Source organism: Marinilactibacillus piezotolerans, assembly GCF_900114235.1.
GTDB lineage: Bacteria > Bacillota > Bacilli > Lactobacillales > Carnobacteriaceae_A > Marinilactibacillus > Marinilactibacillus piezotolerans.
Map to the genome: position 1 here is coordinate 1 of NZ_FOSJ01000009.1, position 26944 is coordinate 26944.

Annotated in this window: 26 protein-coding genes; 21 read left to right on the forward strand and 5 right to left on the reverse strand. The window is 34.8% G+C overall.

Annotated features, from left to right (window positions below):
- Positions 1-127 precede the first annotated feature (127 nt).
- Positions 128-1234, reverse strand: a complete 1107-nt coding sequence (locus BM212_RS03565) for an aminopeptidase P family protein (protein WP_091896327.1) — start codon at positions 1232-1234, stop codon at positions 128-130.
- 254 nt (positions 1235-1488) lie between these two features.
- Here BM212_RS03565 and ccpA point away from each other — a divergent pair, with 254 nt between their 5' ends.
- The gene (gene ccpA, locus BM212_RS03570; RefSeq protein ID WP_091896331.1) at positions 1489-2496 is read left to right on the forward strand and encodes a catabolite control protein A; all 1008 of its coding nucleotides are present in this window, start codon (positions 1489-1491) and stop codon (positions 2494-2496) included.
- Between the two features lie 81 nt (positions 2497-2577).
- Here ccpA and BM212_RS03575 read toward each other — a convergent pair whose 3' ends face one another.
- Both BM212_RS03575 and trhO read right to left on the reverse strand, forming a co-directional pair.
- Positions 2578-5280 carry a transglycosylase domain-containing protein gene (locus BM212_RS03575; protein ID WP_091896334.1) on the reverse strand — a complete coding sequence of 901 codons (2703 nt, stop codon included), beginning with the start codon at positions 5278-5280 and terminating at the stop codon, positions 2578-2580.
- 242 nt (positions 5281-5522) lie between these two features.
- Complete coding sequence (gene trhO, locus BM212_RS03580; RefSeq protein WP_072695451.1) at positions 5523-6488, reverse strand: oxygen-dependent tRNA uridine(34) hydroxylase TrhO; 966 nt, start codon at positions 6486-6488, stop codon at positions 5523-5525.
- 301 nt (positions 6489-6789) lie between these two features.
- Here trhO and BM212_RS03585 point away from each other — a divergent pair, with 301 nt between their 5' ends.
- Positions 6790-8208, forward strand: a complete 1419-nt coding sequence (locus tag BM212_RS03585) for a C40 family peptidase (RefSeq protein ID WP_083540576.1) — start codon at positions 6790-6792, stop codon at positions 8206-8208.
- 86 nt (positions 8209-8294) lie between these two features.
- Here BM212_RS03585 and BM212_RS03590 read toward each other — a convergent pair whose 3' ends face one another.
- Both BM212_RS03590 and BM212_RS03595 read right to left on the reverse strand, forming a co-directional pair.
- Positions 8295-10106, reverse strand: coding sequence for a M3 family oligoendopeptidase (locus tag BM212_RS03590; RefSeq protein WP_091896337.1), 1812 nt, complete (start codon positions 10104-10106; stop codon positions 8295-8297).
- 30 nt (positions 10107-10136) lie between these two features.
- A complete protein-coding gene (locus BM212_RS03595) occupies positions 10137-11945 on the reverse strand; it encodes a M3 family oligoendopeptidase (protein WP_091896340.1) in 1809 nt (602 codons plus the stop codon).
- A 115-nt stretch (positions 11946-12060) separates the two neighbouring features.
- Between BM212_RS03595 and BM212_RS03600 the strand changes: the two genes are divergently transcribed.
- The 19 genes from BM212_RS03600 (at position 12061) to recN (ending at position 26688) form a co-directional block, all read left to right on the forward strand.
- Positions 12061-12591 (forward strand): VanZ family protein, encoded by a 531-nt coding sequence (locus tag BM212_RS03600; protein ID WP_072695445.1) that lies wholly within the window; start codon positions 12061-12063, stop codon positions 12589-12591.
- A gap of 117 nt (positions 12592-12708) precedes the next feature.
- Positions 12709-13434 carry a YebC/PmpR family DNA-binding transcriptional regulator gene (locus BM212_RS03605; protein WP_072695443.1) on the forward strand — a complete coding sequence of 242 codons (726 nt, stop codon included), beginning with the start codon at positions 12709-12711 and terminating at the stop codon, positions 13432-13434.
- 167 nt (positions 13435-13601) lie between these two features.
- The gene (gene comGA / locus BM212_RS03610; RefSeq protein ID WP_072695441.1) at positions 13602-14672 is read left to right on the forward strand and encodes a competence type IV pilus ATPase ComGA; all 1071 of its coding nucleotides are present in this window, start codon (positions 13602-13604) and stop codon (positions 14670-14672) included.
- Positions 14626-15693: a competence type IV pilus assembly protein ComGB gene (comGB, locus tag BM212_RS03615; protein ID WP_072695439.1), complete on the forward strand. Its 1068-nt coding sequence runs from the start codon at positions 14626-14628 to the stop codon at positions 15691-15693. The genes comGA and comGB overlap by 47 nt, the downstream gene beginning before the upstream one ends.
- Positions 15694-15696: 3 nt before the next feature.
- Positions 15697-16041 carry a competence type IV pilus major pilin ComGC gene (gene comGC / locus BM212_RS03620; RefSeq protein WP_091896343.1) on the forward strand — a complete coding sequence of 115 codons (345 nt, stop codon included), beginning with the start codon at positions 15697-15699 and terminating at the stop codon, positions 16039-16041.
- 4 nt (positions 16042-16045) lie between these two features.
- Positions 16046-16501, forward strand: coding sequence for a competence type IV pilus minor pilin ComGD (comGD, locus tag BM212_RS03625; RefSeq protein WP_177206295.1), 456 nt, complete (start codon positions 16046-16048; stop codon positions 16499-16501).
- Positions 16479-16820 (forward strand): hypothetical protein, encoded by a 342-nt coding sequence (locus tag BM212_RS03630; RefSeq protein WP_072695435.1) that lies wholly within the window; start codon positions 16479-16481, stop codon positions 16818-16820. The genes comGD and BM212_RS03630 overlap by 23 nt, the downstream gene beginning before the upstream one ends.
- Positions 16774-17271, forward strand: coding sequence for a competence type IV pilus minor pilin ComGF (gene comGF, locus BM212_RS03635; protein ID WP_072695433.1), 498 nt, complete (start codon positions 16774-16776; stop codon positions 17269-17271). The genes BM212_RS03630 and comGF overlap by 47 nt, the downstream gene beginning before the upstream one ends.
- Positions 17261-17593, forward strand: a complete 333-nt coding sequence (locus BM212_RS03640) for a hypothetical protein (RefSeq protein ID WP_072695431.1) — start codon at positions 17261-17263, stop codon at positions 17591-17593. The genes comGF and BM212_RS03640 overlap by 11 nt, the downstream gene beginning before the upstream one ends.
- A 351-nt stretch (positions 17594-17944) precedes the next feature.
- The gene (locus BM212_RS03645; protein ID WP_072695429.1) at positions 17945-19006 is read left to right on the forward strand and encodes a M24 family metallopeptidase; all 1062 of its coding nucleotides are present in this window, start codon (positions 17945-17947) and stop codon (positions 19004-19006) included.
- Between the two features lie 183 nt (positions 19007-19189).
- On the forward strand, positions 19190-19747 hold the full coding sequence (gene efp, locus BM212_RS03650; RefSeq protein ID WP_072695427.1) for an elongation factor P: 558 nt from the start codon (positions 19190-19192) through the stop codon (positions 19745-19747).
- Between the two features lie 42 nt (positions 19748-19789).
- Positions 19790-20212 (forward strand): Asp23/Gls24 family envelope stress response protein, encoded by a 423-nt coding sequence (locus BM212_RS03655; protein WP_072695425.1) that lies wholly within the window; start codon positions 19790-19792, stop codon positions 20210-20212.
- Positions 20209-20691, forward strand: coding sequence for a transcription antitermination factor NusB (gene nusB / locus BM212_RS03660; protein ID WP_072695423.1), 483 nt, complete (start codon positions 20209-20211; stop codon positions 20689-20691). The genes BM212_RS03655 and nusB overlap by 4 nt, the downstream gene beginning before the upstream one ends.
- Positions 20692-20898: 207 nt before the next feature.
- A complete protein-coding gene (gene xseA, locus BM212_RS03665) occupies positions 20899-22242 on the forward strand; it encodes an exodeoxyribonuclease VII large subunit (protein WP_091896346.1) in 1344 nt (447 codons plus the stop codon).
- Between the two features lie 22 nt (positions 22243-22264).
- Positions 22265-22501 (forward strand): exodeoxyribonuclease VII small subunit, encoded by a 237-nt coding sequence (locus tag BM212_RS03670; RefSeq protein WP_091896349.1) that lies wholly within the window; start codon positions 22265-22267, stop codon positions 22499-22501.
- Between the two features lie 10 nt (positions 22502-22511).
- The gene (locus tag BM212_RS03675; protein ID WP_091896352.1) at positions 22512-23402 is read left to right on the forward strand and encodes a polyprenyl synthetase family protein; all 891 of its coding nucleotides are present in this window, start codon (positions 22512-22514) and stop codon (positions 23400-23402) included.
- A 44-nt stretch (positions 23403-23446) separates the two neighbouring features.
- The gene (locus tag BM212_RS03680; protein ID WP_091896355.1) at positions 23447-24262 is read left to right on the forward strand and encodes a TlyA family RNA methyltransferase; all 816 of its coding nucleotides are present in this window, start codon (positions 23447-23449) and stop codon (positions 24260-24262) included.
- A 222-nt stretch (positions 24263-24484) separates the two neighbouring features.
- Complete coding sequence (argR, locus tag BM212_RS03685; protein ID WP_072695412.1) at positions 24485-24934, forward strand: arginine repressor; 450 nt, start codon at positions 24485-24487, stop codon at positions 24932-24934.
- A gap of 44 nt (positions 24935-24978) precedes the next feature.
- Positions 24979-26688, forward strand: a complete 1710-nt coding sequence (gene recN, locus BM212_RS03690; RefSeq protein ID WP_091896358.1) for a DNA repair protein RecN — start codon at positions 24979-24981, stop codon at positions 26686-26688.
- The last annotated feature ends 256 nt before the right edge of the window (positions 26689-26944 follow it).

Consider the following 26944-nt stretch of genomic DNA (forward strand, 5'->3'; position numbering starts at 1 on the left):
AAATTGCCCCCTGTTCATTACAGGGAACAATTTTTATCAGGTATTGCATAAGGTCTCTTTTTTTAAATGTCTTTGACATAGGGTCCATTTTAATAAGTTCTGTTATCATAGAAAGTCTTCTTTAATATCATTTTTTTTGTGACTGAACATTCGTCAATGTTTTCCTGGTAGTAGTGAATGGAATACAACCATCTGCTGTAACATATACACAGTCCTCTATTCTTATCCCAACTTTATTTTCAATATAGATACCAGGTTCAAGTGAAAAACACATACCTTCTTTAATTTCCATAGTACTTCCTTTGGATAAACTAGGAAACTCATGAACCGTTTTTCCCAATCCATGTCCTAATCGATGCGTAAAGTAATCTCCATAGCCAGCTTCTTCGATAACCGTTCGAGCAATATTATCCAGTTCTCCAGTTGTGATTCCAGGTTTAACTGCTGCTTGTGCTTTTTCTTGTGCTTTTAAAACAACTTCATAAATAGAAGCGATCTCAGAAGAAACCTCTCCAAAAGCAAAGGTACGTGTTACATCACTAGTATATCCTTCTGCAACAACACCTAAATCAAATAATACCAATTCATTTTCTTTAAGTTTACGTGAACCAGGAGTGCCATGAGGACTGCCTGCGTGATCTCCAAATAAGACCATTGTTTGAAAGCTCATTTCTGAAATCCCTAATTTTTTTAATTGATATTCAATTTCTGCAACCACTGCTTGTTCGCTAATTCCTACCTTAAGAGCATTTGCACCAATTTCCAATGCTTTATCAGCCATTTTACCAGCAATAGTCATTTTATTAAATTCTGCTTCCGATTTTATTAACTGAATAGATTGCAGTGTATTAGAAATATCTATAGTTTCAGATGCATTAGTAACGGCAAGTAGTTGTTTATAACGATCGACAGTCAAGCTGCTTTCTATAATACCGATTTTTTGGAAAGATTTACCATAACTTTTTAATTTCGCCTGAATAATTTCCCACGGGGTTTCTTCATCTTTATAACTGATAATATCTGAAACTGTGGAAACATTTTTAGCATCACTTGCTTCTAGGAAAGGAGTAAATAGAAATTCCTCGTTATTTATGATAAATAATGCCAAAAGTCTCTCATGAGGTTCGCTTTCAAAATCAGTAAAGTACCCAATTAAGTTTGGATCATCTATATACAGAAGATCTAATTTTTGATCTTGTATTTTTTGTTTAAGTCTTTGTAATGCAGGGTTCATCAAATTCCTCTTTTCTTACATATTGGTTGATATTTCTATTGTAACATGATTATAATAAGAGAGCATATTAATTAAAGTAAGCCTTTTCTGAAAAAAATAAAGAAATTTTCATGAAAACACGAATTACCTATTGAAATCTCTTACATGCTTTGCTAAAGTTAATAAAGTAAGAATACGCATAATTAAAATTAATGGAATGAATTTTGACACTTTGTATGCATGGCGCTTCAAAATATGAATAAAAGGAGAAGAAAATGGATAAACAAACGATTACGATTTATGATGTAGCAAGAGAAGCCGGAGTATCTATGGCTACTGTTTCTAGAGTAGTTAATGGAAATCCTAATGTAAAACCGACTACTAGAAAAAAAGTTTTGGATGTAATTGATCGTTTAGACTACAGACCAAATGCAGTAGCAAGAGGGCTAGCAAGTAAGAAAACAACCACTGTTGGCGTAATCATACCTGATGTTACGAACTTATATTTCTCATCTTTAGCAAGAGGAATAGATGATATTGCTACAATGTATAAATACAATATAATTTTAGCTAATTCAGATGAAAATGAACATAAAGAAGTTCAAGTATTGAACACTTTACTTGCTAAACAAGTAGACGGTGTAATATTTATGGGAAATAAAATTACAGAAGAACTACGAGCAGAATTTTCTCGTTCACGCACACCGGTTGTTTTAGCAGGCACAGTTGATCCTGATGGACAAGTTGGAAGTGTCAATATTGATTATAAAACTGCAACTGAAGATAGTGTGACTTCACTGATTGAAAACGGAAATAAGAAAATTGCTTTTATTTCTGAAAGTCACGATGAACCAATCAATGGAATGTATCGTTTAGAAGGATACAAATCTGCGCTGAAAAACGCTGGAATTGACTATGACGAAGAATTAGTTGTTCAATCTGAGTATACTTACAAAGTTGGGGAAGCTGTATTTGAACAGATATCTAAAGTAGGAGCCACAGCAGCAGTAGTTGCAGATGATGAATTAGCTGTTGGAATATTAAATGCTGCTTTGGATAGAGGAATTAATGTGCCGGAAGAATTTGAACTAATTACTTCAAATAATTCTAAACTGACAGATATGACTCGTCCGCAATTAAGCACGATAGTACAACCTTTATACGATATCGGGGCAGTTTCAATGAGACTTTTGACTAAACTGATGAACAAAGAAGAAATTGACGAGAAAACAATCAAGTTGCCTTTTCACATTCTTAATAAAGGAACAACAAAAGAAAATTAAACTATTAAAAAAGGAGTTTGAGGATTATCCTCAAACTCCTTTTTATTAATTATTGTTATTTTCTGAATCTTGTTCAGGATCCTAAACTGAATCATCTGGTGTTTCTTCTGTATTGTTTTCTTCTTCAGGTTGATCCGCTTCAGGATCTTCTTCCGGTTCCTCCGGCTCTTCAGGTTGAGAAGGGGGCGCAGTTTCCTCTTCTTCCTCTTTTTCTTCTGGATTTTCTTCGGGTTCATTTTCTGAATTGTTGTTCGAGTTACCACCGTTATTACTATCATCATTTGGTCTTGATTCATTCTCCTCATTTTCAGGAGTTTCTTCTCTATTAGATGGAGGGGAAGGGTCTTCTTCTTCATTGTTTTCCTCTTCATCATCTTCTTGATTATCGCTACTACTTGTCTCTGCAGCATTCCAGAATTCACTTAATTCTGCATCAGTTGCTCCGAGAGCAAAATCATAAACAGTAGTTTGAGGAAGATGAGCAGTATTGAAATATTCAGTAAAAGTATCCCCAGAGATAGAACGAGTTCCACCTTCAGGTAAATCAACAGTTCCTGGTAGCATACCTGTTTCTGCTAATACAGAACGCTGAGTAATATTACTAGGTTGTTGGAATTGTTCACCCACTCCCAAAAGTTCAGGGCGGACTTCATACATCTGATTTACAACCTTAGCCCAGAAATTACGATTTCTAAGACTAGGGGATTGGCCGTATTCATCAATCAAACCAACAACTTGGTTATCATAACCTATCCAAGTTCCAAAGGTAATACTTGGTGTACTTCCAATGTACCAGATATCATTCACTTTATCTGAAGTTCCTGATGTTCCTGTCTTGGAGATCCAGTCTGAATTGAAATTCAATTGACTAATTGTTCCTCTAGCTGTACCTTCTGTATGAACATCACGTAAAATATCTAGCAATAAGAAATTAGTTTGAGGGCTCCATACTTGAGCTTCACTTTGTTCATGTTCATAGATAGCTTCCCCAGCTGAATTTTCAATTTTTTCAATAACATAAGGTTCTACATGAGTTCCGTTATTTGCGATACTTGAAAATGCACTGATCAAATCGACAGGAGCAGCACCGCCGCTAACGCCACCGATAGCCGTAGAAGGATTGGCAATATAATCTTCAGCCGGGATTACATCCTCACTTATTCCCATTTTAGTCATATAATTTACTGGATTAACCTGTTTTACTAATTCATTATAAATTTTGATAGTAGGAATGTTTTGGGAAACGGTTAAAGCTTCTCTGGCAGTCATCCAGCGATTAGTCGTTCGAACAGCATTAGTAGGTTCATATACTTCACCAGTGACCAATGGTATAGACACGTCAGTATCAGGTACTATAGTTGCAGGGGTAATCAAACCAATATCCAAAGCTGGACCATATGTTGCTAAAGGTTTAATGATAGATCCAGGACTTCTCTCTGATTCAAAAGCCCGATTGTATTCTGAATCTTCGTATTCTCGTCCACCTATAAATGCTAAAACTTTACCGGTGGCATTATCAATCACAGAACCGCTTACTTGGATTGGCATAGTATCAGTATGACTAACGCCATCATCGTCTACCCAAGTGTAACTGCGGTCAGCTCCTAATGTATCAACTTGCTCTTCTACAACTTGTTCCACAGCATTATGGAGGTCTCGATCAATTGTAGTATAGACTTTATAGCCACCATTAATAAGTGCGGAATCTGCTTGTTCAAAATATTGATTATATAAGTCAGTATCTGCATTTAATTCATCCATCGTAAGATCATCAGCTTCAGCAAAGTATTGAATCAATAAATCTCTTGATTCTTCAAGGGCTAGGTCATATACATAAGAGCGGCTGTCTTGTTCAGCATCTGCTTTAGGAAGAAAATCCTGACTCAAATCATAACCAACTGCATCATTATAATCGTTTTCAGTAATATAACCTTCTCGGTACATTCTGAATAAGACTTCATCTTTTCGTCCAAGTCCCACGCTGTGATCTTCTTTAAGATCACCTGTTTGAGTATAAGGACTATATACAATTGGACTTTGAGGAAGGCCAGCTATAAATGCTGCTTGTGGTAACGATAGATCGGCAGCAGATACACCGAAAATTCCTTGCGCAGCTTCTTGCACACCAGCAATGTTTTGACCTTTATTATTACGCCCAAATGGAGAGATATTCAGATAAGCCTGCAAAATATCTTCTTTTGACATATAATTTTCCAGTCGCATAGCCAGTAGAATTTCGTTTGCTTTACGTGAATGAGAGACTTCATTTCCAACTAATTGCTGCTTAATCAATTGCTGGGTCAAAGTTGAACCACCGGAAGTGGAAGAACTATTTGTCAAGTCTTGAACTAATGCTCGAGCAACTGCTTTTGGTACAATTCCATTGTGTTCAAAGAAATATTCATCTTCTGTTGCTACAATAGCATCAACGACGGAAGATGATACATTTTCTAGATCAACGGGCGTTCTAATTAAGTCACTACGGACATCACTGATCACTTCACCACCAGCATAATACATTGTTGATTTTAATACGAAGTCATCAATTTGAGCTTCCATTTCTTCGTATTCAGGGATTTCACTACTATGAACCAATGAAGCAAAATAGCCAACAGCTGCACCGGCTCCAAGAGAACCTCCAACTAAGAGGGTTACAATGAAGAAGATAATAAGTGCTTTTGATACTCTATAAAAAATATCAAAGTAATAAAAAAATCCTCTTTTTGAAGAAGTCTCGGTAGTTTCTTCTGGATTATGTTCGTTTTTATGTTCAGATCGATTCATGCTAGACTCCTTTATTCGTTATTTATCATTAATATAAAATATATAGCTTGCTACATTATAGCAAATAGGGGATGAAAGTAAAACTAGGATGAAAGCCATCTATAAAAAAGATCAGTTTATTCAGTATATTGATAAATTATATAAGAATGTACGTTCTTTTAGTATGGATAAAAAAACCTCCATTAAATAGTAATTGATTAAATCAATCGTTTATTTAATGGAGGCTTATCAGAGGGAATACATTAAACCGTTTCGGGCAATTTCTCTCCAATGGCTTTTAATCTTGCAGCAACGTCTTCGCGACTTAAATGATGTTCTTTAACATAACGATTTTCTGGAGATATACGGCATTCATGAGAGCATCCTCGTAAATATTTATGTTCATTTTTTTCAGAAGTAATATATTGGCGGTTACAGAATGGATTACCACAGTTTACATAACGTTCACAGGGTGTTCCGTCATACCAATCTCTTGCAATGATTGTTTTTTCTTTACGGTTTATATCTACACTGATTCTTTCATCAAAAACATACATTTTCCCATCCCATAGTTCTCCTTGAGTTTTTGGATCGGTACCGTAGTTATGGATTCCGCCATGTAGCTGTCCTACATCCTTAAATCCTTCTTTTAATAACCAGCCACTGAATTTTTCACAACGGACACCACCAGTACAGTAGGTAACAACTTTTTTATCCATGAATTTTTCTTTATTTTCTTTGATCCATTGAGGTAGTTCTCTGAAACTACGAATATCTGGTCGAACGGCACCCCGGAAATGGCCTAAATCATATTCATAATCATTTCTAGCATCTAGAACGATTGTATTTTCATCTTCTAGTGCTGCTCGAAATTCTTCCGGTTTTAAATGTTTTCCCGTTAGTTCGTTTGGATTAAGATCTTCTTCGCCTAATTTCAAAGAAACGATTTCTGGACGGTAACGGACATACATTTTTTTGAATGCATGTGCATCTGCTTCGTCAATTTTGAACATTATATCACTAAAGCGATCATCAGAACGTAGAGCAGTCATATATTTATCAGTGTCAGAGACCGATCCAGAAACTGTACCGTTCAAGCCTTCATCTGAAACAAGAATACGTCCTTTTAAGTTTAATTCTCTGCATAAGTTTAAATGGTCAACTCTAAATTGTTCAGGGTTCTCAATCGTTACATATTTATAATAAAGTAATACACGATAATCACTCATGTAATGTTCCTCCTTGATTGATCTTTCGTTATTGGAAATTTTCTATCCTTAAACATTAAAATTATACTAGATTACTAAAGTAAATGCAAGATAGCATTAAGTGACAAGGATATGTAGTCAAAAAAGAAATTTATATGTAATATGATTGAAACCTTTTAGCAGAAAATAAGAGCTATACTCTTTCTAGACCTCAAAAAAGAAGAGGCAATGACAAAGTACTTAAATGAACGCAGAAATTGACTGTAAATATAACTAAAACTAACTTAACTTATATAGGATACTTTCTTGGAGGGAAAAAATAGTGAAAAGTAAATTAATCTTATTTTCCGCAACTACAACAATGTTATTAAGCTCAGTCATGGCAGCTCCAATCGTATCTGCTGCTGATTACGATACAAAAATCGATGAAGCAAAGAAACAAGTAGAAGAAAACGAAGAGCAAGTAAACTCCTTAAATGAAACAATTGATTCATTAGAAAACGAAACTACTGATACTGAAGCTGAATTAACTGCAATCAATGACGAAATATCAAAAAATAAAGCGTTTATGCAAGATGCAGTCAAGCGTCTAGAACAAGCTCAGGAAGAATATAAAACTTTGCAAGAAGACATTACTAAATTGGAAGAAATCATTGAAAAGCGCAATGGACAACTTGAAGAACAAGCACGTAAAATCCAAGTCGATGGTCAAACAGCAAATTACATAGAATTTGTTCTAGATTCTGAATCGATTACAGATGTTATCGGACGTATGAATGTTGTAACGAATTTAGTGGAATCTAATAGTGAATTAGTGAAAGCACAAGTTAGTGACAAAGAAGAAGTCGCTGCAAAACAAGAAAAAACTGAACAAACAATTTTACAACAAAATGCATTAGCTGAAGAGTTAGAACTTACAGCAGCAGATCTTGAAGAACAACAACTTGAACAAGAAGTATTAGTTGCACAATTAGCAGCTGAAAAATCTACTGTAGAATCTGAACGTTCAGAATTTCTTGCTCAACGTGATGCAGCAGAAGCACAAGTAAGCCAATTAGTTGCTTCAAGAGAAGAATCTGCTAAAGCAGCTCAAGAAGCCCAAGCTCAAAGTGAACAAGAAGAAGTATTAGCTTCAGCACAAGCTGAAGAAGAAAATGATGAAGTGGTATCAACTTCATCATCTCAAAATACGGTATCTTCAACTAATGATAATTCTGATGATTCTAGTGCCAATGTTTCGAATAATAACAATACTAATACGACTACCACGAATTCTGGTGCTTCAAGCGGCAGTAACAATGGTAATTCAAATAGTGGTTCTTCTGAACCTGCTAAAAAGACAGAGACAGTAGAGAAAAAAGAAACACCTCAACCAAGTACACCAGCAGTAACTGGAACTTCTTGGAGTTCTCTTAAATCTATTGCAGAAAGTAAACTTGGAAAACCATATGTCTGGGGTGCAAAAGGACCAAACTCCTTCGATTGCTCTGGATTTACAAGTTGGGTATTCAGTCAAGTGGGAAAAACAATTCCTGGTGACTCAAGAACCCAATATGCCAATTCAACGAAAGTTTCTAATCCTCAACCAGGAGACTTAGTATTCTTCGGCAAAAATGGAGTTGTCACGCATGTAGGTATTTATGCAGGAAATGGAAAATTTATTGGAGCACAAAATAATGGTGTTGCTTATGACAACGTGAATGCCAGTTACTGGGAATTGATAGGATATGGACGGTACTAATAAAATAAAATTATAGGCCAAACAAAAAGCAGTGATTGAGATTTTCTCAATCACTGCTTTTTTACTTTTTTAAAATCTAAATTAAATTATTCTGGAATATAGGACTCTGTCAGTTCTATAAAGGTTTGAATATCTTCTTTGATGATATTGATTCCTTTTACCCAGAAATCAGTAGAAGTCAGATCGACATTCAAATGTTTTTTTGCAAGATCTTCTGTATTCATTGATCCAGTATCCTGGAGTAATGCAATATATTGATCTTCAAAATTCGATCCTGATTCTAAAGCTTGAGCATAAATCCCTAAACTGAATAAGTATCCAAACGTATAAGGGAAGTTATAGAAAGATATACCACTAATATAAAAGTGTAATTTACTTGCCCAGAAGCTTGGATGATAGGAAGCAAGACTATCTTGATATGCTTCTTTTTGAGCTTCTTCCATTAATTCATTTAATCGTTCAGCTGAAACTAGTCCTTTTTCACGTTCTCGGTAGAAATTAGATTCAAAAATAAATCGTGCGTGAATATTTAAAAACATTGCCAAAGAATTTTGTATCTTTGTATCTAGTAAAGCTATTTTATCTTCATTTGAAGTTGCGGATTTAACTGTTGCATCTGATACAACTAATTCGGCAAAAGTAGAAGCAGTCTCAGCAACATTCATCGCAAAGTGCTGTTTAAGATAAGGCAAATCAAAAATAACATGATTATGGAAGGCGTGTCCCAATTCATGAGCTAGGGTTGCGACTTCACCTGGTGAATTTGAATAGGTCATAAAAATACGAGATTCTTTTGAAACCGGCAACTCTGCGCAATATCCACCTGGAGCTTTTCCAGGGCGATCTTCTGCTTCAATCCAACGATTTTCGAAAGCCATTTTTGCAAAATCAGCCATCTTCTCACTGAATTTTCTGAAGTTTTCAATAATAAACGCTGCGCCTTCGTCAAAAGTATAAGATTTTGGTTCACTATTTCCAACCGTTACAGGAGCTTCGACATCTTGCCAACCTAATTTATCTTTTCCTAGTAAAGCTGCTTTTCTAGAGAGGTATGAAGTGAAAGGGTCTTTGTTATCAGTAATGGCTTGCCACATTGCATCCAGTGTCTCTTTTTTCATTCTACTTGCTTTTAATGGTTTTTCCAAAAAACTATCGATACCGTGGGCTTTATAATCAGTCAATCTGAATCCTGCAAGGTGATTTAATGTATCGGCATATAAATCTGCCTGATTTCCCCAGGCAGATTCCCATTTTGAAAATAAGGAAGCTCTTACGTCTGGGTTTGGATCATTATACATACGATTTTCTGCTTGTCCAGCAGATAGCAACTGTTCCTGGCCTTCTTTATCAGTTACTGAGATTTCGATTTTAGATACCAGGGTATCATAGTGTTGTTCCCAACCTTGAAATCCATCGACTGCTAATTTAGACAGTAGAGCTTCTTCTTTTTCACTTAATAATTTTTTAGCGTCTTCACGGTCTTCATTTAAATTAAAAGCGAATTCTTCAAATTCAGGTAAAGACAATAAAGACTGCCAGTCTTCATCTGATACTAAAGCCAACTTTTTATAAAACGGAACTGTAACAGTAGATAATTCACTATATAAGACAGAAATTCTTCCCAAAAGAGTTTTGGCTTTCCCATTATTAACATCGGCTGATAATGTACCATTAATGAACATACCCGCTTCGGAAATCTCAGGCTGGAGGTTGTTTAACGAATCTAATATGAGTTTCATTTTGTTATAATCAGGTTTATCTTGCTCTGGATCCCAAGCAGCAATTGTTTGTCCAAGTTCTGGAATTTGTTTTTCCCATTTTGATAATGCTTCTTCAAGTTCAGTAGAGTTTACACTCGGATAAATTGACTCTAAGTTCCATTTCATGCTATAACTCATTTTATCAATCCCTTTTTTTATTTATTTTTGTTAAATATATTTTGCAGTCAGCTCTAAATACTCATCAATATCTGTGTGTACCATATCGATAGCAGATTGCCAGAAATCCGGTTGCGTTAAGTCTACATTCAAGTGCTTTTGTGCTAATGCTTCTGTAGTCATACTAGCTGTGTCACGAAGCAAAGCAATATATTTTTCTTCGAAACCTGATCCTTCTTCAAGCGAACGAGCATAAATTCCTAAACTGAACAAGAACCCAAAGGTATAAGGGAAATTGTAAAAAGGGACACCGGTGTTGTAAAAATGCAGTTTGCTTGCCCAGAATGTCGGGTGATAAGTAGATAACGAATCCTGATAAGCTTCTTTTTGAGCATCGACCATTAGCTCTGATAAGCGATCATCTGTCACGATTCCGTTCTTGCGTTCCTCATAAAAAGCTGTTTCGAATAGATATCGAGAATGAATATTCATAAACATTGTTGCTGCACGAGCATTTTTGCTGTCTAATAGATTGATTTTTTCCGCTTCAGATGAAGCTTCACGAACAGTTGCATCTGAGATGACTAATTCTGCAAAGGTTGATGCCGTTTCAGCAACATTCATTGCATAGCGGCGATTCATAACAGGTAAGTCTCTCATGACATAGCTATGGAAAGCATGCCCCAATTCATGTGCTAAAGTGGAAACATTACCTGCTGAACCAGAAAATGTCATGAAAATTCGCGATTGTTCTGATTCGGGAAGATTGGCACAATATCCTCCAGGACGTTTTCCATCACGATCTTCTGCTTCGATCCAGCTATCTTCAAAAGCAGTTTTAGCCAGCTTTTGCATCTGATTACTAAAAGAAGAGAAGTTTTCCATTATAAATTCAGCTGCTTCGTCATATGAATAGTGACGAGGCTCGAAATCTCCTACAGAAACAGGCGCTGTAACATCTACCCATGATAACTTTTCTATACCCATCAATTGGGCTTTACGGTTCAAATATTCTACCACTTTAGGTTTATTTTTGGTAATGGTATCCCACATTATATCCAGTGTCTCTTTTTTTAGACGATTATATTCTAAAGGACGAGCCATGAAATCTTCTGTACCATGCAATTTATAATTTTCTAAGCGAAAACCTGCAAGATGATTGAGCGTATCTGCAAATAAAGAAGATTTACTTGCCCATGCAAGTTCCCACTTTTCAAGCATTTTCTGACGAGTTTCAGGATCTTTAGCTGATCCCATAAGATTGGCAGCTTGTCCTGCAGAATAAGAATTAACTTTTCCATCTTTATTCTCAAAATCAACTTGGACAGTTGCAACTAATGAATTATATAAATCACCCCAACCTTTGAATCCATCGTTAGTTAAAGCATTTATGACAGCTTCTTCATTTTGTGACAGCAGCTTTTTCCCTTGTTCTCTTTGTTCATTTAAAGGAAAGGCACTAGCATTAAAAGGTTCGATTTCTAATAAATCTGCCCAGTCAGCGTCATCAATTCCTACGTATTTTTTTGTAAGTACTGTGGTGCTATTACTTAAACTACTGTATAAAGTACTTAATTCATTAGTTAGTTTAGCAGCATTTTTGTCTCTAACATTGGCAGATAAAAGTCCTCGAGAAAAGGTCATAGCTTCTGAAAGACTATTTCCGATTTTTTCGCTTAAATTTAGAACTTCTTTTAAATGGTTATAATTTAAACGATCTACCTCAGGATCCCAAAGCTCAACAGTTTGATGAAATTGCTCGATCTGTTCTTTTAGAGTTTCGATCTTTGTACGTAATTCGGATGATTGACTTCCCCCTGTAAAAACTGAATCCATATCCCAATTAAGTTGATAACTCATAATATAACTCCCTCTCATATAAATTGTATACTTCTTTATTCTACAAGTTTTTCCTTTTCATATCCATATACATAAGCTAGAATATGTATATTCGATAGAAAGTAGGGTATCAAAAATGCGGAAAACTCATGAATGGAAAGATACAATATTTATTTTATTAGCATTTTGTATAATGATCTTATTATATTTTAGTTCTAGCATGTCTTATCAGGATCAGAATGTTCAGCCCTTTTTAGAGAGAATCTTATCAGGAGAACCGCTTAAAGGTCTACTGGAAGTGGTCAGATTTTCATACGCCGGTAATGAAGTCAGTATACAAGCATCTGGTTATGCAGGCTTTGTAGAATTCTTTATCCGTAAAGCAGCCCATTTTGGATCTTTCTTTTTGCTGGGTGTATTCTGGTTTTTAGGGCTGAAAAATAAAAGCAGCAGTTATATATTAGCTGCTTTATTAGCTTTGTTACTAGCTGCTGGATATGCCGGGTTTGATGAACTCAGACAATCGTTTAATCCAAATCGTACAGCTTTAATGGAAGACGTATACCTGGATTCATTAGGAGCGATGACGGGAATTGCCATCTCTTGGTTAATGAGCACAAGAGGGTCGAATAAGAAAAGTAACCGCAGAAAACTGAAGTTTAGATAAATAACAGATATAGAAAATGGAAGCGTTCAACAGGTGTTTGAACAAAATAAAAATTTTGCTATAATAAGATAGGTTCCAAGTCTGTTTGAAAATGTAAATAGGAAAGTAGGAATAAAGATGGCAGGACATTCGAAGTGGAAAAACATCCAACACCGTAAAGGTGCACAAGATGCCAAACGTGGAAAGATTTTCCAGAAACTATCAAAAGAAATTTATAAAGCAGCTAAAGACGGAGGTGGAGATCCCGAAACCAACGCAGCGCTTCGTTTAGCAGTAGATAAAGCAAAAGCAAACAACATGCCTAATGATAATGTAGATCGTGCAATTAAACGCGCCACAGATGCTGGTCAAGGAGATAACTTTGTTGAAGTCATGTATGAAGGGTATGGACCTAATGGGATTGCTGTTTTAGTAGAAGGTCTGACGGATAATTTGAATCGAACCAGTACAAATGTCAAAGTTGCCTTCAATAAAAATGGTGGATCATTAGGGGAAAAAGGCTCAGTGAACTATATGTTTGATCGTAGAGGTTATATTGCGATTGACAGAGAAGGTCTGGACGTAGACGAAGATACAATGTTGATGAGTGTACTAGAAGCTGGTGGAGAAGAATTAGAGACTTCAGATGAAGTATTTGAGATTTATACCGAGCCTCAAGATTTTACAGATGTACGAGATGCATTGACAGCAGCTGGCTACACATTAGATCAGGCAGAGTTAACTATGGTTCCACAAACGACTGTAGCAGTTCCAGAAGATAAAATCCAAACATTTGAAAACATGATTGATGCATTGGAAGACGATGATGATGTTAGTGAAGTTTACCATAACGCAGAGATTTAAGATAAAATCCAAATTATACGAACTACTGAAGGATGACATTTTGTCATCCTTTTTTTTATGAAATGAACTTCTCGAAATTTGAACAGTATATATAGATGAGAAGATAATTCTCAAACAGCAATATCAGAATTAAATACCTTATAAGTAAAAAGGAGGATAAAAGAAAAATGGAAATTGAATTATTTGCGAAACATTTAATTACACTAGCAGATTCATATGATACCAGTGATATTCATATCTTACCGGAAGAAAAGCACTATTCTGCTTACTTTAGACTATATGGAAGAATGGAGAAACAATTCTTCTTGGATATGGAAGAAGGAAAGAGGCTCATATCTTATTTTAAATTTATATCGAATATGGATGTAGGAGAACGAAGAAAACCGCAAAGCGGATCTTTATCGTATGAATTGAATAATAAATTTATTGATTTAAGATTTTCAACAATCACTAACTATCATGCGAAAGAATCATTAGTCATTCGTTTGCTGCAGGAAAAAAAGCGAACAGATCTGTATAAAAGTTCCTTCTTTAAATATGAACTTGAGCAACTGCAGACGCTGATGACTTTCAAAAGTGGCTTGATCGTTTTTTCAGGACCAGTTGATTCGGGTAAGACGACTACAATTTATCAATTAGTCAAAAACAGAATTTCAGATGACAAACAGCAGGTAGTCACAGTTGAAGATCCCGTAGAAATTCATGAAGAGCAGTTTCTGCAGACGGAAGTTAATGAAAAAGCAGGAATCACTTACGAGCATTTACTTAAATCAAGTCTTAGACATCATCCTGACGTCTTGATCGTCGGCGAAATCAGAGATGAAGAAACAGCGAAAATGGTCATTAGAGGCGCTTTAACAGGACATTTGATTATTGCATCAGTGCATGCCAAAAATGTTCAAGGAGTGGTTTCAAGGTTGATGGAATTGGGAATCTCAATTGAATTATTACAACAAACAATCATTGGAATTACTTTCCAGAAATTGCTTCCGATTTATTGCCCGCTTTGTGTTAAAAATTGTAGTCCCTATTGTACACATCTTTTTCAGAAACAAAAAAGAGCAGCATTATATGAAGTAAGGTCTGGAGAAAATTTGAAAATTCTGTTTGATCCTTCTTTTAAATTAAATCTGAGTGAAAAATTATCAGCAAACAGAGAGTTTAATCATTTATTAAGAAAGGTGCAAATGTATGGGTATATTTCAGAAAAAACTTACCAGCAATACTATATACCGTAGCCAAAAGGAAACCAGAGAACAAGGATTGTTTTTGAAGCGAATGGGAACATTACTCTTGGAAGGATTTTCGCTTAAAGAAGCACTCCGTTTCTTGTTAACGATCACAGACAGTAAGCAGGTGAAATGGGTAAAAGTAATTGAACAGAACGTAAATACAGGCAATTCATTGTTCCAGGGGTTGAGGGACGTTGGATTCAGTGACTTGATATGCACGCAAATCTATCTGTCTACGATACATGGGAAATTTTCTGAAACAATTTTTAAGGCTGGTGAGCAAATGATTGAATCAGCAAAAAGAAAGAAAAAAATACAATCGATTATCCAATATCCAATAATGCTCCTTATATTTATTGTGATTATGCTCTTTTCTATGCGTTATATTTTGCTTCCTCATATTAAAAGAATAGCTTCTCCAGAAGAAGCATCCCTAGGAGCAGGAACAAGATTGATTGTAGGTATCGTCGAGACTGCTCCTTATTGGATGCTTGGAACTGTCTTATTAATGACAGTAACATTTTTTGTACTCTCTATAATTACAAAGAAAAAATCAGCTATTGAAAAACTGAAATTCTATAGTAAAAATAGGCTGATACGTTCATACCTGCAACTATATTGGACAAGGTTTTTCACTCTTGAGTGGAGTCAGCTACTTAAAACTAACTGTACATTGATTCAAATTGTTCACTTGATGCAGGAAGATAAATCTTCAGTCCTATTTCGTGAAGTTGGTAGGTTAATTGAACATAAAATGAGAAAAGGATACTCGTTTAAAGAAGCGATTTCTTCCCTCGATTTTTTGAAGCCGGAAGTCGAGGAGATTATAATGCATGGAGAATTAACTGGAAGGATGGGAATTGAGCTAATGCTTTATTCTTCAGATTGTGAAGCAGAATTAAATCAAAAAATTGAAAGTATGATGGAACGTATTCAGCCGATCGTTTTTATATTTGTTGCGCTTATGATCATTGCAATTTATGCAGCACTGTTACTGCCTACGTTTTCAATAATGGAAGGACTGTAGAAAATGATAAAACAATTGAAAAATAAAGTACAAAACACACTAAAAGAAGAAAGTGCTTTCACCTTGATAGAAATGACTTTGGTCCTTTTCATTATTTCAGTATTGCTGCTGCTGATTATTCCAAATATCGGATCATATCAAGGGACAGCTCAAGATACAGGAAACAGTGCATTAGAAACTGTTGTTCAGACACAAATGGATCTTTACGAAATGGAAAAACACGCTGCTCCAAATACTTTAGAAGATCTTCATGGGGATGGATTTTTAAGCGAATCTCAATATAGCGAAGTGAAAAAATTGTTTACTATCGATTCTAATGGGAATCTAGTCAAATTGAATGGAGAATAATGGATTGATAAAGAAATTGCAAGAACAGAATGGATTTACTTTGATAGAATCATTAATTGTTTTAAGCCTAGTTGGTATATTCTTGCTCATACCCGTTATCCCATTTAATAAAATGGAAGCGGATATAGAAAATTCTTTGTTTTTTGAAGAACTACAGTCGAGTATAACACTTCTGCAGAATGAGTCAGTATTGAATGACGAATGGACAGAAATCGAAATGCGCCCGAATGCTCGTGAAATAGTTTTTAGAGTAATTGGAAAGCGAAACCATATACTTAATCGGTCTATAGCGTTACCTGATACAATAGAAATTTTAGGAGGTTCTAAAGTGTATAGATTTTTATCAGAGTCAGGAAATCAAGGGAATTTAAATAAGACAAGGTTTCAAGTAGGAGATAAATTTTACACACTCAGTTTTAAATTAGGAAGTGGACGATTTGAACTATCGGAAGAAAAATGATTTTTTAACTATTCAAGACGGTTTTATATTGTTAGAAAGTCTGGTGAGTTTGAGTTTACTGACTTTTATTTTGATGTTTTCTATTCCACTGACAGTAAATCTGATTTCTTATTTAGAAATGCAGAGAATTGAAGTTGAGATTGATCGGGCTTTATACGATTCATCAAGAGTTTGGCAGCGAAGAAACTCCTTTTCAGAATCTCATGAATCTTATAACCAAAGTTTAGACATTATAGAAACTGAAAATGCAATTACAGTGGAGGGGAACCAAGGTGCAGAAAAAAGACTGGAAGTCATATCTGTCAGTTGGAATGAATGATAGTGGATTCACGTTACTGGAGACAATGGTTGCTATAAGTCTAATGAGCCTTGCAATATTACTGCTATCCACTTTTACTGAACAGTCATCCAGAATACAAAAGGATATTAAGTCAGACAGGCAGATTGAGTGGCATCTTTTCCTGAATCAACTTGAATATGATTTAAGAGATAGCAAACTGATTTCTATTAGTTCAGAGAGATTTGTAGTTGAACGACCAAATAAAGAAGATGAAATCGAAAAAATTTCCTATGAAAGATACTATAAACTGCTTAGAAGAAAAGTTGGAAATGAAGGACATCAACCTGTTTTGACCAGGTTGAGAGAAATCCACATGAAAAGTAAAGAAGATCAGCTATGGATAGCTGCTACTTTTCAAGATGGAGAATCATATACTGCTAGTCTGTTGTTGCCGCTAAAAGAAGAGGAGCAGTTTAGTGATGGAAAATGAAAAAGGAAGTATTCTGATATCGACTTTATTATTTGTCTCGGTATCCGCTGTTCTTATAGTAGGTATTGCTAAGGTTGTAAGTACGCAAACAACTCAATTAAAACAAATACAATATAGTTATGAAGCTAGAAGTATGATTTCTATGACAGAGACAATTTTATTTGAAGAGCTCAAACAGAATCTGGAATTAAAAAATGGAAAGGTAATGTTTAATAATGGAGAAGTAAAAATTACGAAACAATCAGACAAGATTTTTTTGCTAAAAGCATCATTAGACGATGGGTATGCTGTAAGTAAAGAGTGTAGTATAAATACAGAATAGAAAAATGCATAATGACAAAATACAACAATATTTTGAAGAGATTTACTTGATCATTGATCTGGTTGATCTCTTCAATACATAGGTGACGTTTATTCATAGCAATAAAACTTATTCAAATCTGTAAAATATTCAAATCTTTAATTTGAAATTTATACTGAAAATATGATAACCGTATAGGGAATGCATAGTTACGTTTCTTTTTTTTCAATGGTTTGTTATAATGAAGAATGTAAAGACAACTCTTACTATCCACTATATTTATCCATTTTTATAGTGAAGATAATGGATGAATAGAAACGGATAGTCCATGCTGATATGGAAAAGAGATAATTAATTAGATAGGGTGTTTAGATGTCACGAGTAAAAAATATACAAAGAAAACTGAATGAAAAACAGATTGATGCTCTGCTTGTTACCAGTAGTTATAATCTGGAATATGCTTCAGGCTTCACCGGGACAACAGGATTGAGTGTGATTACGGCGGATAAAGCACTATTTGTGACTGATTTTCGTTATACTGAACAAGCTGCTAAACAGGCGGTAGGATTTGAAATCATACAAAATACAGGTTCGATATATGATGAAGTTGCTCAAATCATTAAGGATGAAAATATTACTAAATTAGGTTTTGAAGAAAATCATGTAACATATGCTACTTATCAGTCAGTGAAAGAATTGTTTGACTGTACGCTTGTCCCAGTGAGCACGCTCATTGAGGAATTAAGAGAAATTAAAGATAGAGATGAAATAGATTTGATTCAAAAAGCCATTAATATTACCGAAGCGGCTTTTGAGCATATATTATCTTATATCAAACCTGGAATGACTGAGATTAAAGTTGCAAATGAACTTGATTTTTTCATGCGCGAAAAAGGCGCTACTGGTGTATCTTTTGATACAATCGTAGCCAGTGGTGTTCGTTCTGCTATGCCTCATGGTGTTGCAAGTGATAAAGTGATTGAAGCAGGAGATATGATCACAATCGATTTCGGCTGCTATTATAAAGGCTATGTATCTGATATGACTCGTACATTCGCACTAGGAGATCCTGGTGAGGAATTAAAAAAAATCCATCAAATCGTTTTAGAAGCAAACCAAAAAGTTACAGAGGCTGCTAAAGCTGGAGTAACTGGAGCTTATCTAGATAATATTGCAAGAAGTTACATTACTGAACAAGGCTATGGAGATGCATTTGGACATTCAACTGGTCATGGTATTGGACTTGAAGTACACGAAGGACCTGGTATTAATTTTAAGAATGACCAACCTTTAGTAGTTGGGAATGTAATTACTAACGAACCTGGTATTTATATCCCGGGATTAGGTGGAGTCAGGATAGAAGATGATCTTTTGATTACTGAAGAAGGTAACCTTAATTTAATGAAGTCATCTAAGGAATTGATTATTTTATAAACGACTATTCTTTCAATAAATCTTAAAATAAAGTAATATACTTTATCGGTGTATTAAAGCATTATTGCCAGAATCATGGTACAATAATCATATATATATTAAAGAAATTCATATAAAAAGTGGTATTAAAACCAATTTAAAATGCAAGTAATGATAAGAACCCCCTAGGAGGAAACATAAATAATGATTTCAACAAATGAATTTAAAACAGGACTAACCATCCAATATGATGATAATATCTGGAGAGTAATTGAATTTCAACACGTAAAGCCAGGTAAAGGAGCAGCTTTCGTTCGCTCTAAACTAAAAAACTTACGTACTGGTGCTGTACAAGATAAGACTTTTCGCGCTGGTGAAAAAATGGAAGCAGCACATATAGAAAATAAAACAATGCAATATTTGTATGATAATGCCGGAAGTCATGTGTTTATGGATTCCGAAACATATGAACAACTTGAAATTCCTCAAGAACAGATTACGGATGCTTTAAAATATATGAAAGAAAATATGCTTGTGGATATCATGATGTTTGGAAATGAAGTATTAGGAGTGGAATTACCTACTAAAGTAGAACTTAAAGTAGTAGAAACTGAACCGGGCATTCGCGGAGATACTACTTCAGGTGGATCTAAACCGGCGACTCTTGAAACTGGAGCAGTTGTAACTGTGCCTTTGTTTGTAAATAAAGATGATGTATTAATCATTAATACGTCAGAAGGAACATATGTCTCACGTGCTTAGTTGAATTGATATTAAATGATAAATAAAGAAGGAGGAATAAAAGTGGTAGAACAAACGCATATTACTAAACATAATATCAACCCTTATGGCGAAATTGAAGTTGCTCCCGAAGTGCTGGAAGTTATTTCTGGTATAGCAGCTAATGAAGTTGACGGCGTATACGCTATGCAAGGTAGGTTCACAACAGAATTTAAATCAATATTTGGAAAAACAAGTCATAATAAAGGTGTTCATCTTGTTTCTAACGAAGAAGGATTAAAAGTAGAAGTTTATTGTTACTTTAAGTACGGCGTTAACGTACCCAAAGTGGCGCTTGATATTCAACAACGCATTAGAGAACAAGTATATCATATGACAGAAATTGAGCTGTCAGAAATCAATATTCATATTGTAGGAATTGTCCCTGAAAAATCAAATCTCCAAGAACTATTTGAATTGGAATCGGAAGAAGATGAGGAAAAGTGAGAACGGTTAGGCGTGTGATTCGGGAAAAAGCCTTTCAGTCTCTTTTCCAGTTGTCCACAGATATTGATTGTACATTTGAGGAAGTAATTCAGTACTCTTTAGAAAGTGAACTGGATATGAAAAAAGAATTCAGTTTAGAAGAAGCAATGAAGCAGGTATTACCACAAGATAAAAACGGAAATCAGATCGTTAAGGATGCATTGGATTATCTATCTATACTCGTCTCTGGTGTTAAAGAAAATGAAAGTGTAATAGATGAAACAATCACTAAGCATTTGAAAAGCTGGACACTGTCTAGACTAGAAAGAACTAATTTACTGATTTTAAGATTAGCTGCTTATGAATTGTTGTACCAAAAAGAGATAGATAAACGTGTTGTAATGAATGAAGCAATTGAATTAACGAAAGACTTTAACGATCAGAAAGCCAGCAAATTTGTTAATGGAGTACTTCAAAGCATTGTTGATACGCAATCTTAATACTATTTTCTAATTAAAAAAGTAGTGACTCCAAAATGTACACATCAACTTAACTTCTAAAGTTTACGGCTATGTCTTAGTGGAAGATATAAAGACAGTCAAAATTAAGAGGGAAGAAAAAGGAGTGCAGTGAGCTATAAGCATTCCTTTTTCTTTGCTCTATTTCTTTTTTGAAAAATAGAAACGTATAGAGAGGAGGATAATAGATTGAACGAACAGTACCTGACGATTTCGCAATTAACCAAATATGTAAAAAGGAAATTTGATAACGATCCCTATATGGAAAGAGTTTTTTTAACTGGTGAAATTTCTAATTTTAATCGTAATCGTAAAAATAGTCATCAATATTTTAGTTTGAAAGATGAACAGGCAAAAATATCAGCGGTGATGTTTTATGGAGATTTTAAAAAGCTGAAATTCCAGCCTGAAGAAGGTATGAGTGTATTGGTAATTGGCAGGGTTTCGGTTTACGAAAGAACAGGATCATACCAAATTTATATTGAACATATGGAACCTGACGGAATAGGTGCTTTATATCAGGCTTATGAAGAATCTAAAAAGAGACTTTCAGCAGAAGGTGTTTTTGATCAATCACGTAAACAAAGTCTTCCAAGGTTTCCAAAACGAATAGGTGTGATCACAAGTCGAAGCGGTGCGGTAATTAGAGATATTATTACTACAGTTAATAGAAGATTTCCCTCTGTTCAACTTGTTTTATTTCCTACGTTAGTACAAGGAGAAAAAGCCGCTGGATCTATCGCTGAGAATATTCAAGCCGCAGATGCAAAAAACAATTTAGATATTCTGATAGTAGCTAGAGGCGGTGGCTCTTTTGAAGACTTATGGCCATTTAACGAAGAAGTTGTAGTTAGAGCCATAGAAGCTGCGAATACACCAGTTATTTCATCAGTAGGACATGAAACGGATACGACTTTATCTGATTTAACAGCTGATGTTAGAGCTGCTACGCCGACTGCAGCTGCCGAACTAGCAGTTCCTGTCTTATCAGACGAGCTAATAAAGATAGAACAGCAAGAACATCGTTTGTTTAGATCTTATAAAAATCAGATTTCAGCACTAAAAGAAAGATTAGAAAGAATAGAACGGTCTTATATTTTTAGACAGCCGCAACGGCTTTATGAAGGGTACAGCCAGAATGTAGACCAACTACAACAACAATTGATCCAAGTTATGAAAGAAAAAATTCTACTATTAAATCAAGATAGTAATTTATTAACTCAAAGATTAAAGGCTCTTGATCCAACTCAATCAATTGAACTATATAAACGAAATGTGGAGCAGTTGGAAAAACAACTCCTTAGAGCACAAAAGCAAATTGTTCAGCAATCTGATAAACAGTTGACCTATTACATTCAATCTTTAGAGCATCTATCTCCATTGAAAATTTTAGGCCGAGGTTATTCATATGTAAGAAAAGATAATCAAGTAATTAAAACTACAAAGTCTTTATCAGTTTCTGATAAAATTTCAGTACAGATGTCAGAAGGATCATTTACAGCAGAAATTACCGATATAGAAAAAGAAAATTAATTTTTTGAAAGTGAGGATCAGTATGGCAAAAGAAGTGAACTTTGATACAGCTTTAAAGCAATTAGAAGAAATTGTTTCTAAATTAGAACAAGGGGATGTTCCTTTGGAAGAAGCGTTAGATCAATTTCAAGAAGGGATCAAGTTAAGCAGACAATGTAAAAAAACCTTGCTAGCCGCTGAAGAAACGATGACAAAGATTATCAATGAAAATGGTGAAGAAGAACCATTTGAAGAAGATCTAAATAATCAAGAAAAATAGGAGTGAATAAATGAAGTTTCAAGAATTTTATCAAAATGAATTTGATGGTTTTGAAGAATACGGTCTTAATCTAATAGCACCTAAAAGCGGAACGGTCATTGAAGAAGCTATGTCTTATTCACTTACAGCAGGAGGAAAGAGACTTCGTCCCATGCTGCTTCTTGCAGTTATTAAAGCCTATGGAAAAGATCTGGTTCAAGGTTATCCTGCAGCAGCAGCATTAGAATATATCCATACTTATTCATTGATACATGATGATCTTCCAGCAATGGATAATGATGATTTACGCAGAGGTAAACCGACTAGTCATATTAAATATTCAGAATCAACGGCGATTCTAGCTGGTGATGCATTGTTGACGAAAGCTTTTGAACTGATCACTATTGGAAATCTTTCTGCTGAAAAAAAAGTAACGTTAATCAGAGAGCTAGCAATCTGTTCTGGTTATGAAGGAATGATTGGTGGTCAGCAAGCAGATATAGATGGTGAAAATAATAGTCTGTCCATTGACGAATTAGAAGCGATTCATGCACGAAAAACCGGGGAATTATTACGCTTTTCTATGTTTGCCGGTGGTATAATTGCAGATGCGGATAAGGAATCGTTAACTCTATTAGAAGACGTAGCGAGAAAAATAGGAGTTGCTTATCAGATTAGAGATGATTTATTAGATGTTGTAGGTGACGCTGAAGAACTGGGGAAAGCAACTGGAGCTGATAATAAATTAGGAAAGAGTACTTACCCTGCTTTGCTGGGACTTGACCCGGCATTTGAAAAATTAAGCTCAGAATTGGAGAAAGCCAAAGAAAATGTCAGTAAAATCAGCGATAAATCTCCTTCATTTGATGAAGAAATACTCTTGACATTTATTGATTCTTTGTCAATTACTAATGATAGATGAAATAAATTAAAAGTGAGTGTTTCTGATTGAAAGGAGAAGTATCTTTGAAAAAGCAACGAGCTGACAAATTATTAATCCAGCAAGGATGGGTAGAAGATAGCGAAAAAGCTAAAAGAGTAATTATGTCTGGAAAGGTCTATACTCGTGAGGAAGTACAAGTGCTCACTGCAGGAGAAAAATTGCCTCTTTTTACTGAACTTTATATTAAAGGAAAACAGTTAAAATATGTTAGTCGTGGTGGGTTGAAGTTAGAAAAAGCAATTGATCTTTATAAATTAGACTTAGAAGATAAAATAGTATTAGATATTGGTTCTTCAACGGGTGGCTTTACAGATGCTGCATTGCAGAACGGAGCTAAAAAAGTCTATGCGGTAGATGTGGGTACCAATCAGTTAGCATGGAAATTGAGAAATGATGAGCGTGTTATCGTAATGGAACAGACTAATTTCAGACATAGCAAATTAGAAGATTTTATTGAAGGACGGCCGCAGTTTGCAACAATAGATGTCTCTTTCATTTCCCTGAAACTCATATTACCAGTCTTGAGACCAATCATAGAAGCTGAAGGTGAAGTTATAGCGTTAATCAAACCTCAGTTTGAAGCGTTTAAAGAAGAGGTTGGAAAAAATGGAATTATAACAGATAGTGCGGTCCATAAGCGGGTGTTGGGAGATATACTTTCATTCGTATATCAGCATGAATATACATTATCTGGATTGACAATTTCCCCTATTACAGGAGGTAAAGGAAATATTGAATTTTTAGCATATTTAAAAAATATCAAATCCAAAACTGATTTAAATACAGATGTAATTGAAAAGGTTTTAAATAGCGAAGAATATAGTTTGAAAAAAAATTAGATGGGTAATCGTAATTTTTTTAATCAGTTCAGAAAATAATATTGATTGATCAACTTATCACTTTTATCTGTGAGAGTTCTAGAGTATACTATAAAATAAGTGTATGTATAAATATACTCTATATGTATGCATAAACTGAAAAATCTTATAAAAAAAATATAGCCCATACTTACTAACAACTATTGATTTAGTGTACTAGTACTTAGAGTAGGAGTGATAATAGTGAAAAAAAAGGAACGACATCATTTACTAAAACAATTAGTTCAACAAGAGACAATTCAAAAGCAAGAAGATTTTGTTGATATTTTACTTGAACGGGGAATTGAAGTAACTCAAGCAACGATCTCTCGCGATATTAAAGAGATGCAGTTGATTAAAGTTCCTTCTCAATCGGGAGGATATCAATACAGCTTACCTCCAGAAATGAATTTTAATATATCAAAAAAATTATCTAGATTGATGAAAGATGCTTTCGTATCAATTGATACACAAAAAGAATTTGTTATTATAAAAACATTACCTGGAAATGCTTTTGCATTAGGAACTTTAATTGAAACGGCGAATTATGAAGAAATATTTGGCTGTATCTCTGGAGATAATTCAGTACTCATTATTTGTAGATCAGAAGACCAGGCAGATACATTCCAAAGAAGAATGATTTCATTTGTATAAATCAATCAAAATGTCTATTCAATTTTAGAGTGGGAGGGTTTGCTTTGCTGCAAGCATTGCATATTCAGAATTTTGCTATTATTCAAGAATTATCATTAGACTTCAGCCAGGGAATGACCGTATTGACTGGCGAAACCGGTGCAGGTAAATCAATTATAATTGATGCAGTTGGACTACTTGCTGGTGGCAGAGGATCGGCAGAATTTGTAAGATACGGTACAAAAAAATGTTTATTAGAAGGCCACTTCTCTTTGAACGAAAATCAAGAAGTTATAAAGCTGCTTGATGAACATGCGATTGATTCAGAGGATCATGTTATCATGATCCAGAGAGAAATTTTTGCTACAGGGAGAAATGTTTGTCGTGTTAATGGAACGATTGTAACGATATCTGTTTTAAAAGAAATTGGAAATGCATTGATCGATATACATGGTCAGAATGAACATCAGGAACTGATGGTACCGGAAAGTCATATTGAATTACTTGATCAATATGGCGATAAAGATTTAGCAACAGCAAAAAAACACTACAAAGAATACTATAAGCAGTATAAAGCTGTAAAAAAAGAACAAAATGAATGGCAGTATAATGAACAAGAGCTAGCTCAGAGAATGGATATACTAAGGTTCCAGGTTGATGAAATAGGGGAAGCACAGCTTGAGGATCATGAGGAAGAAACCTTAAAAGAAGAAGAGCAAAAGCTTTCAAATCATCAATCAATAGTTGAAGCTCTTTCATCTAGTTACAATGCACTCCAAGGAGAAGAAATTAGTGGGTTGGATCTCGTTGGACAGGCAATGGATAGTTTGTCTTCGATAGAAGGAATGGATGATAAATTTAAACAAATCTCTGATACAGTTTCGGCTGCCTTTTTTCAGATTCAAGAAGCTTCAAGTGATATTTATAATGAAATGGATAATTTGGAATACGACGAAGAACGCTTAAATGATATTGAGACAAGGTTGAATCTTATTCAGCAACTCAAACGGAAATACGGACAGTCGATTGAAGAAATCAAAGCCTTCTATGACAAAGCGGTAGCCGAACTAGAAAAAATAGAAAACCGCGAAGGCCAGATGGATCATTTAAATAAGAAGATAAAAGATTTAGAAGCTAAATTGTTGAAAGAGGCTTACGAGTTATCTAAATACAGAAGACAAGCAGCAAAAAGATTAGAAAAAGCTATACATGAGCAATTAAAAGAATTATTTATGGATAAAGTTATTTTTTCGGTAAATTTCAGTAAAGAAATGAAAGAATTTGTAATCAAAGATGCTTATGAAAATGGGATGGATAAAGTGGAATTCTATGTAGCTACCAACCCGGGAGAACCTTTAAAGCCTTTGGTAAAAGTTGCCTCTGGTGGAGAATTATCGAGAATGATGCTAGCAATGAAAACAATTTTCTCTAAAGAGCAGGGAATGACAAGTATTATTTTTGACGAAGTGGATACGGGTGTAAGTGGTAGAGTTGCTCAGGCAATAGCAGATAAAATATATTCTGTAGCACAATATTCTCAAGTATTATGTATTACTCATTTGCCCCAAGTAGCTGCGATGGCAGATCAGCATCTTTACATCAGTAAAGTAATAGTGGACGAAAGAACTAGTACACACGTTGAAAAACTAAGTGAGGGCAGTAAAGTTGAAGAAGTGGCTCGTATGCTTGCGGGAAGCGAGATTACAAAGTTAACGATTGACACTGCTAAGGAGCTTTTAATATTAGCTTCTAAGAAAAAAGCAGATAAATACTAATAAAAAATAGAAAAAGTCATGGAAAAATATCCATGACTTAACTTTACATTATAGCGCCTAATAGGGATGCTATGGCTGGAACAGCCATAGTGATGACCATTGCCCAGATAATGATTTTAGTAATGACGTTTGATTTTTTATTTTTATCGTTTTTTGCCACGAGTCTACACCAGCTTTCTTATTGATGGTTATTATTCGTTATTAGTGTAAGCAAAATGAGCTTTTTTTTCAAGAGTGTAGAAGATTGTTTTAAAAA

What these genes read in the sequence shown, in the direction of transcription:
- BM212_RS03590 (WP_091896337.1), bottom strand. Translation starts at nt 10,106, where the DNA reads ATGAGTTATAGCATGAAATGGAACTTAGAGTCAATTTATCCGAGTGTA.
- BM212_RS03605 (WP_072695443.1), top strand. Translation starts at nt 12,709, where the DNA reads ATGGCAGGACATTCGAAGTGGAAAAACATCCAACACCGTAAAGGTGCA.
- BM212_RS03670 (WP_091896349.1), top strand. Translation starts at nt 22,265, where the DNA reads ATGGCAAAAGAAGTGAACTTTGATACAGCTTTAAAGCAATTAGAAGAA.
- BM212_RS03595 (WP_091896340.1), bottom strand. Translation starts at nt 11,945, where the DNA reads ATGAGTTATCAACTTAATTGGGATATGGATTCAGTTTTTACAGGGGGA.
- BM212_RS03645 (WP_072695429.1), top strand. Translation starts at nt 17,945, where the DNA reads ATGTCACGAGTAAAAAATATACAAAGAAAACTGAATGAAAAACAGATT.
- BM212_RS03575 (WP_091896334.1), bottom strand. Translation starts at nt 5,280, where the DNA reads ATGAATCGATCTGAACATAAAAACGAACATAATCCAGAAGAAACTACC.
- comGC (WP_091896343.1), top strand. Translation starts at nt 15,697, where the DNA reads ATGATAAAACAATTGAAAAATAAAGTACAAAACACACTAAAAGAAGAA.
- efp (WP_072695427.1), top strand. Translation starts at nt 19,190, where the DNA reads ATGATTTCAACAAATGAATTTAAAACAGGACTAACCATCCAATATGAT.
- BM212_RS03675 (WP_091896352.1), top strand. Translation starts at nt 22,512, where the DNA reads ATGAAGTTTCAAGAATTTTATCAAAATGAATTTGATGGTTTTGAAGAA.
- BM212_RS03600 (WP_072695445.1), top strand. Translation starts at nt 12,061, where the DNA reads ATGCGGAAAACTCATGAATGGAAAGATACAATATTTATTTTATTAGCA.
- comGA (WP_072695441.1), top strand. Translation starts at nt 13,602, where the DNA reads ATGGAAATTGAATTATTTGCGAAACATTTAATTACACTAGCAGATTCA.
- BM212_RS03565 (WP_091896327.1), bottom strand. Translation starts at nt 1,234, where the DNA reads ATGAACCCTGCATTACAAAGACTTAAACAAAAAATACAAGATCAAAAA.
- trhO (WP_072695451.1), bottom strand. Translation starts at nt 6,488, where the DNA reads ATGAGTGATTATCGTGTATTACTTTATTATAAATATGTAACGATTGAG.
- ccpA (WP_091896331.1), top strand. Translation starts at nt 1,489, where the DNA reads ATGGATAAACAAACGATTACGATTTATGATGTAGCAAGAGAAGCCGGA.
- comGB (WP_072695439.1), top strand. Translation starts at nt 14,626, where the DNA reads ATGGGTATATTTCAGAAAAAACTTACCAGCAATACTATATACCGTAGC.
- BM212_RS03640 (WP_072695431.1), top strand. Translation starts at nt 17,261, where the DNA reads ATGGAAAATGAAAAAGGAAGTATTCTGATATCGACTTTATTATTTGTC.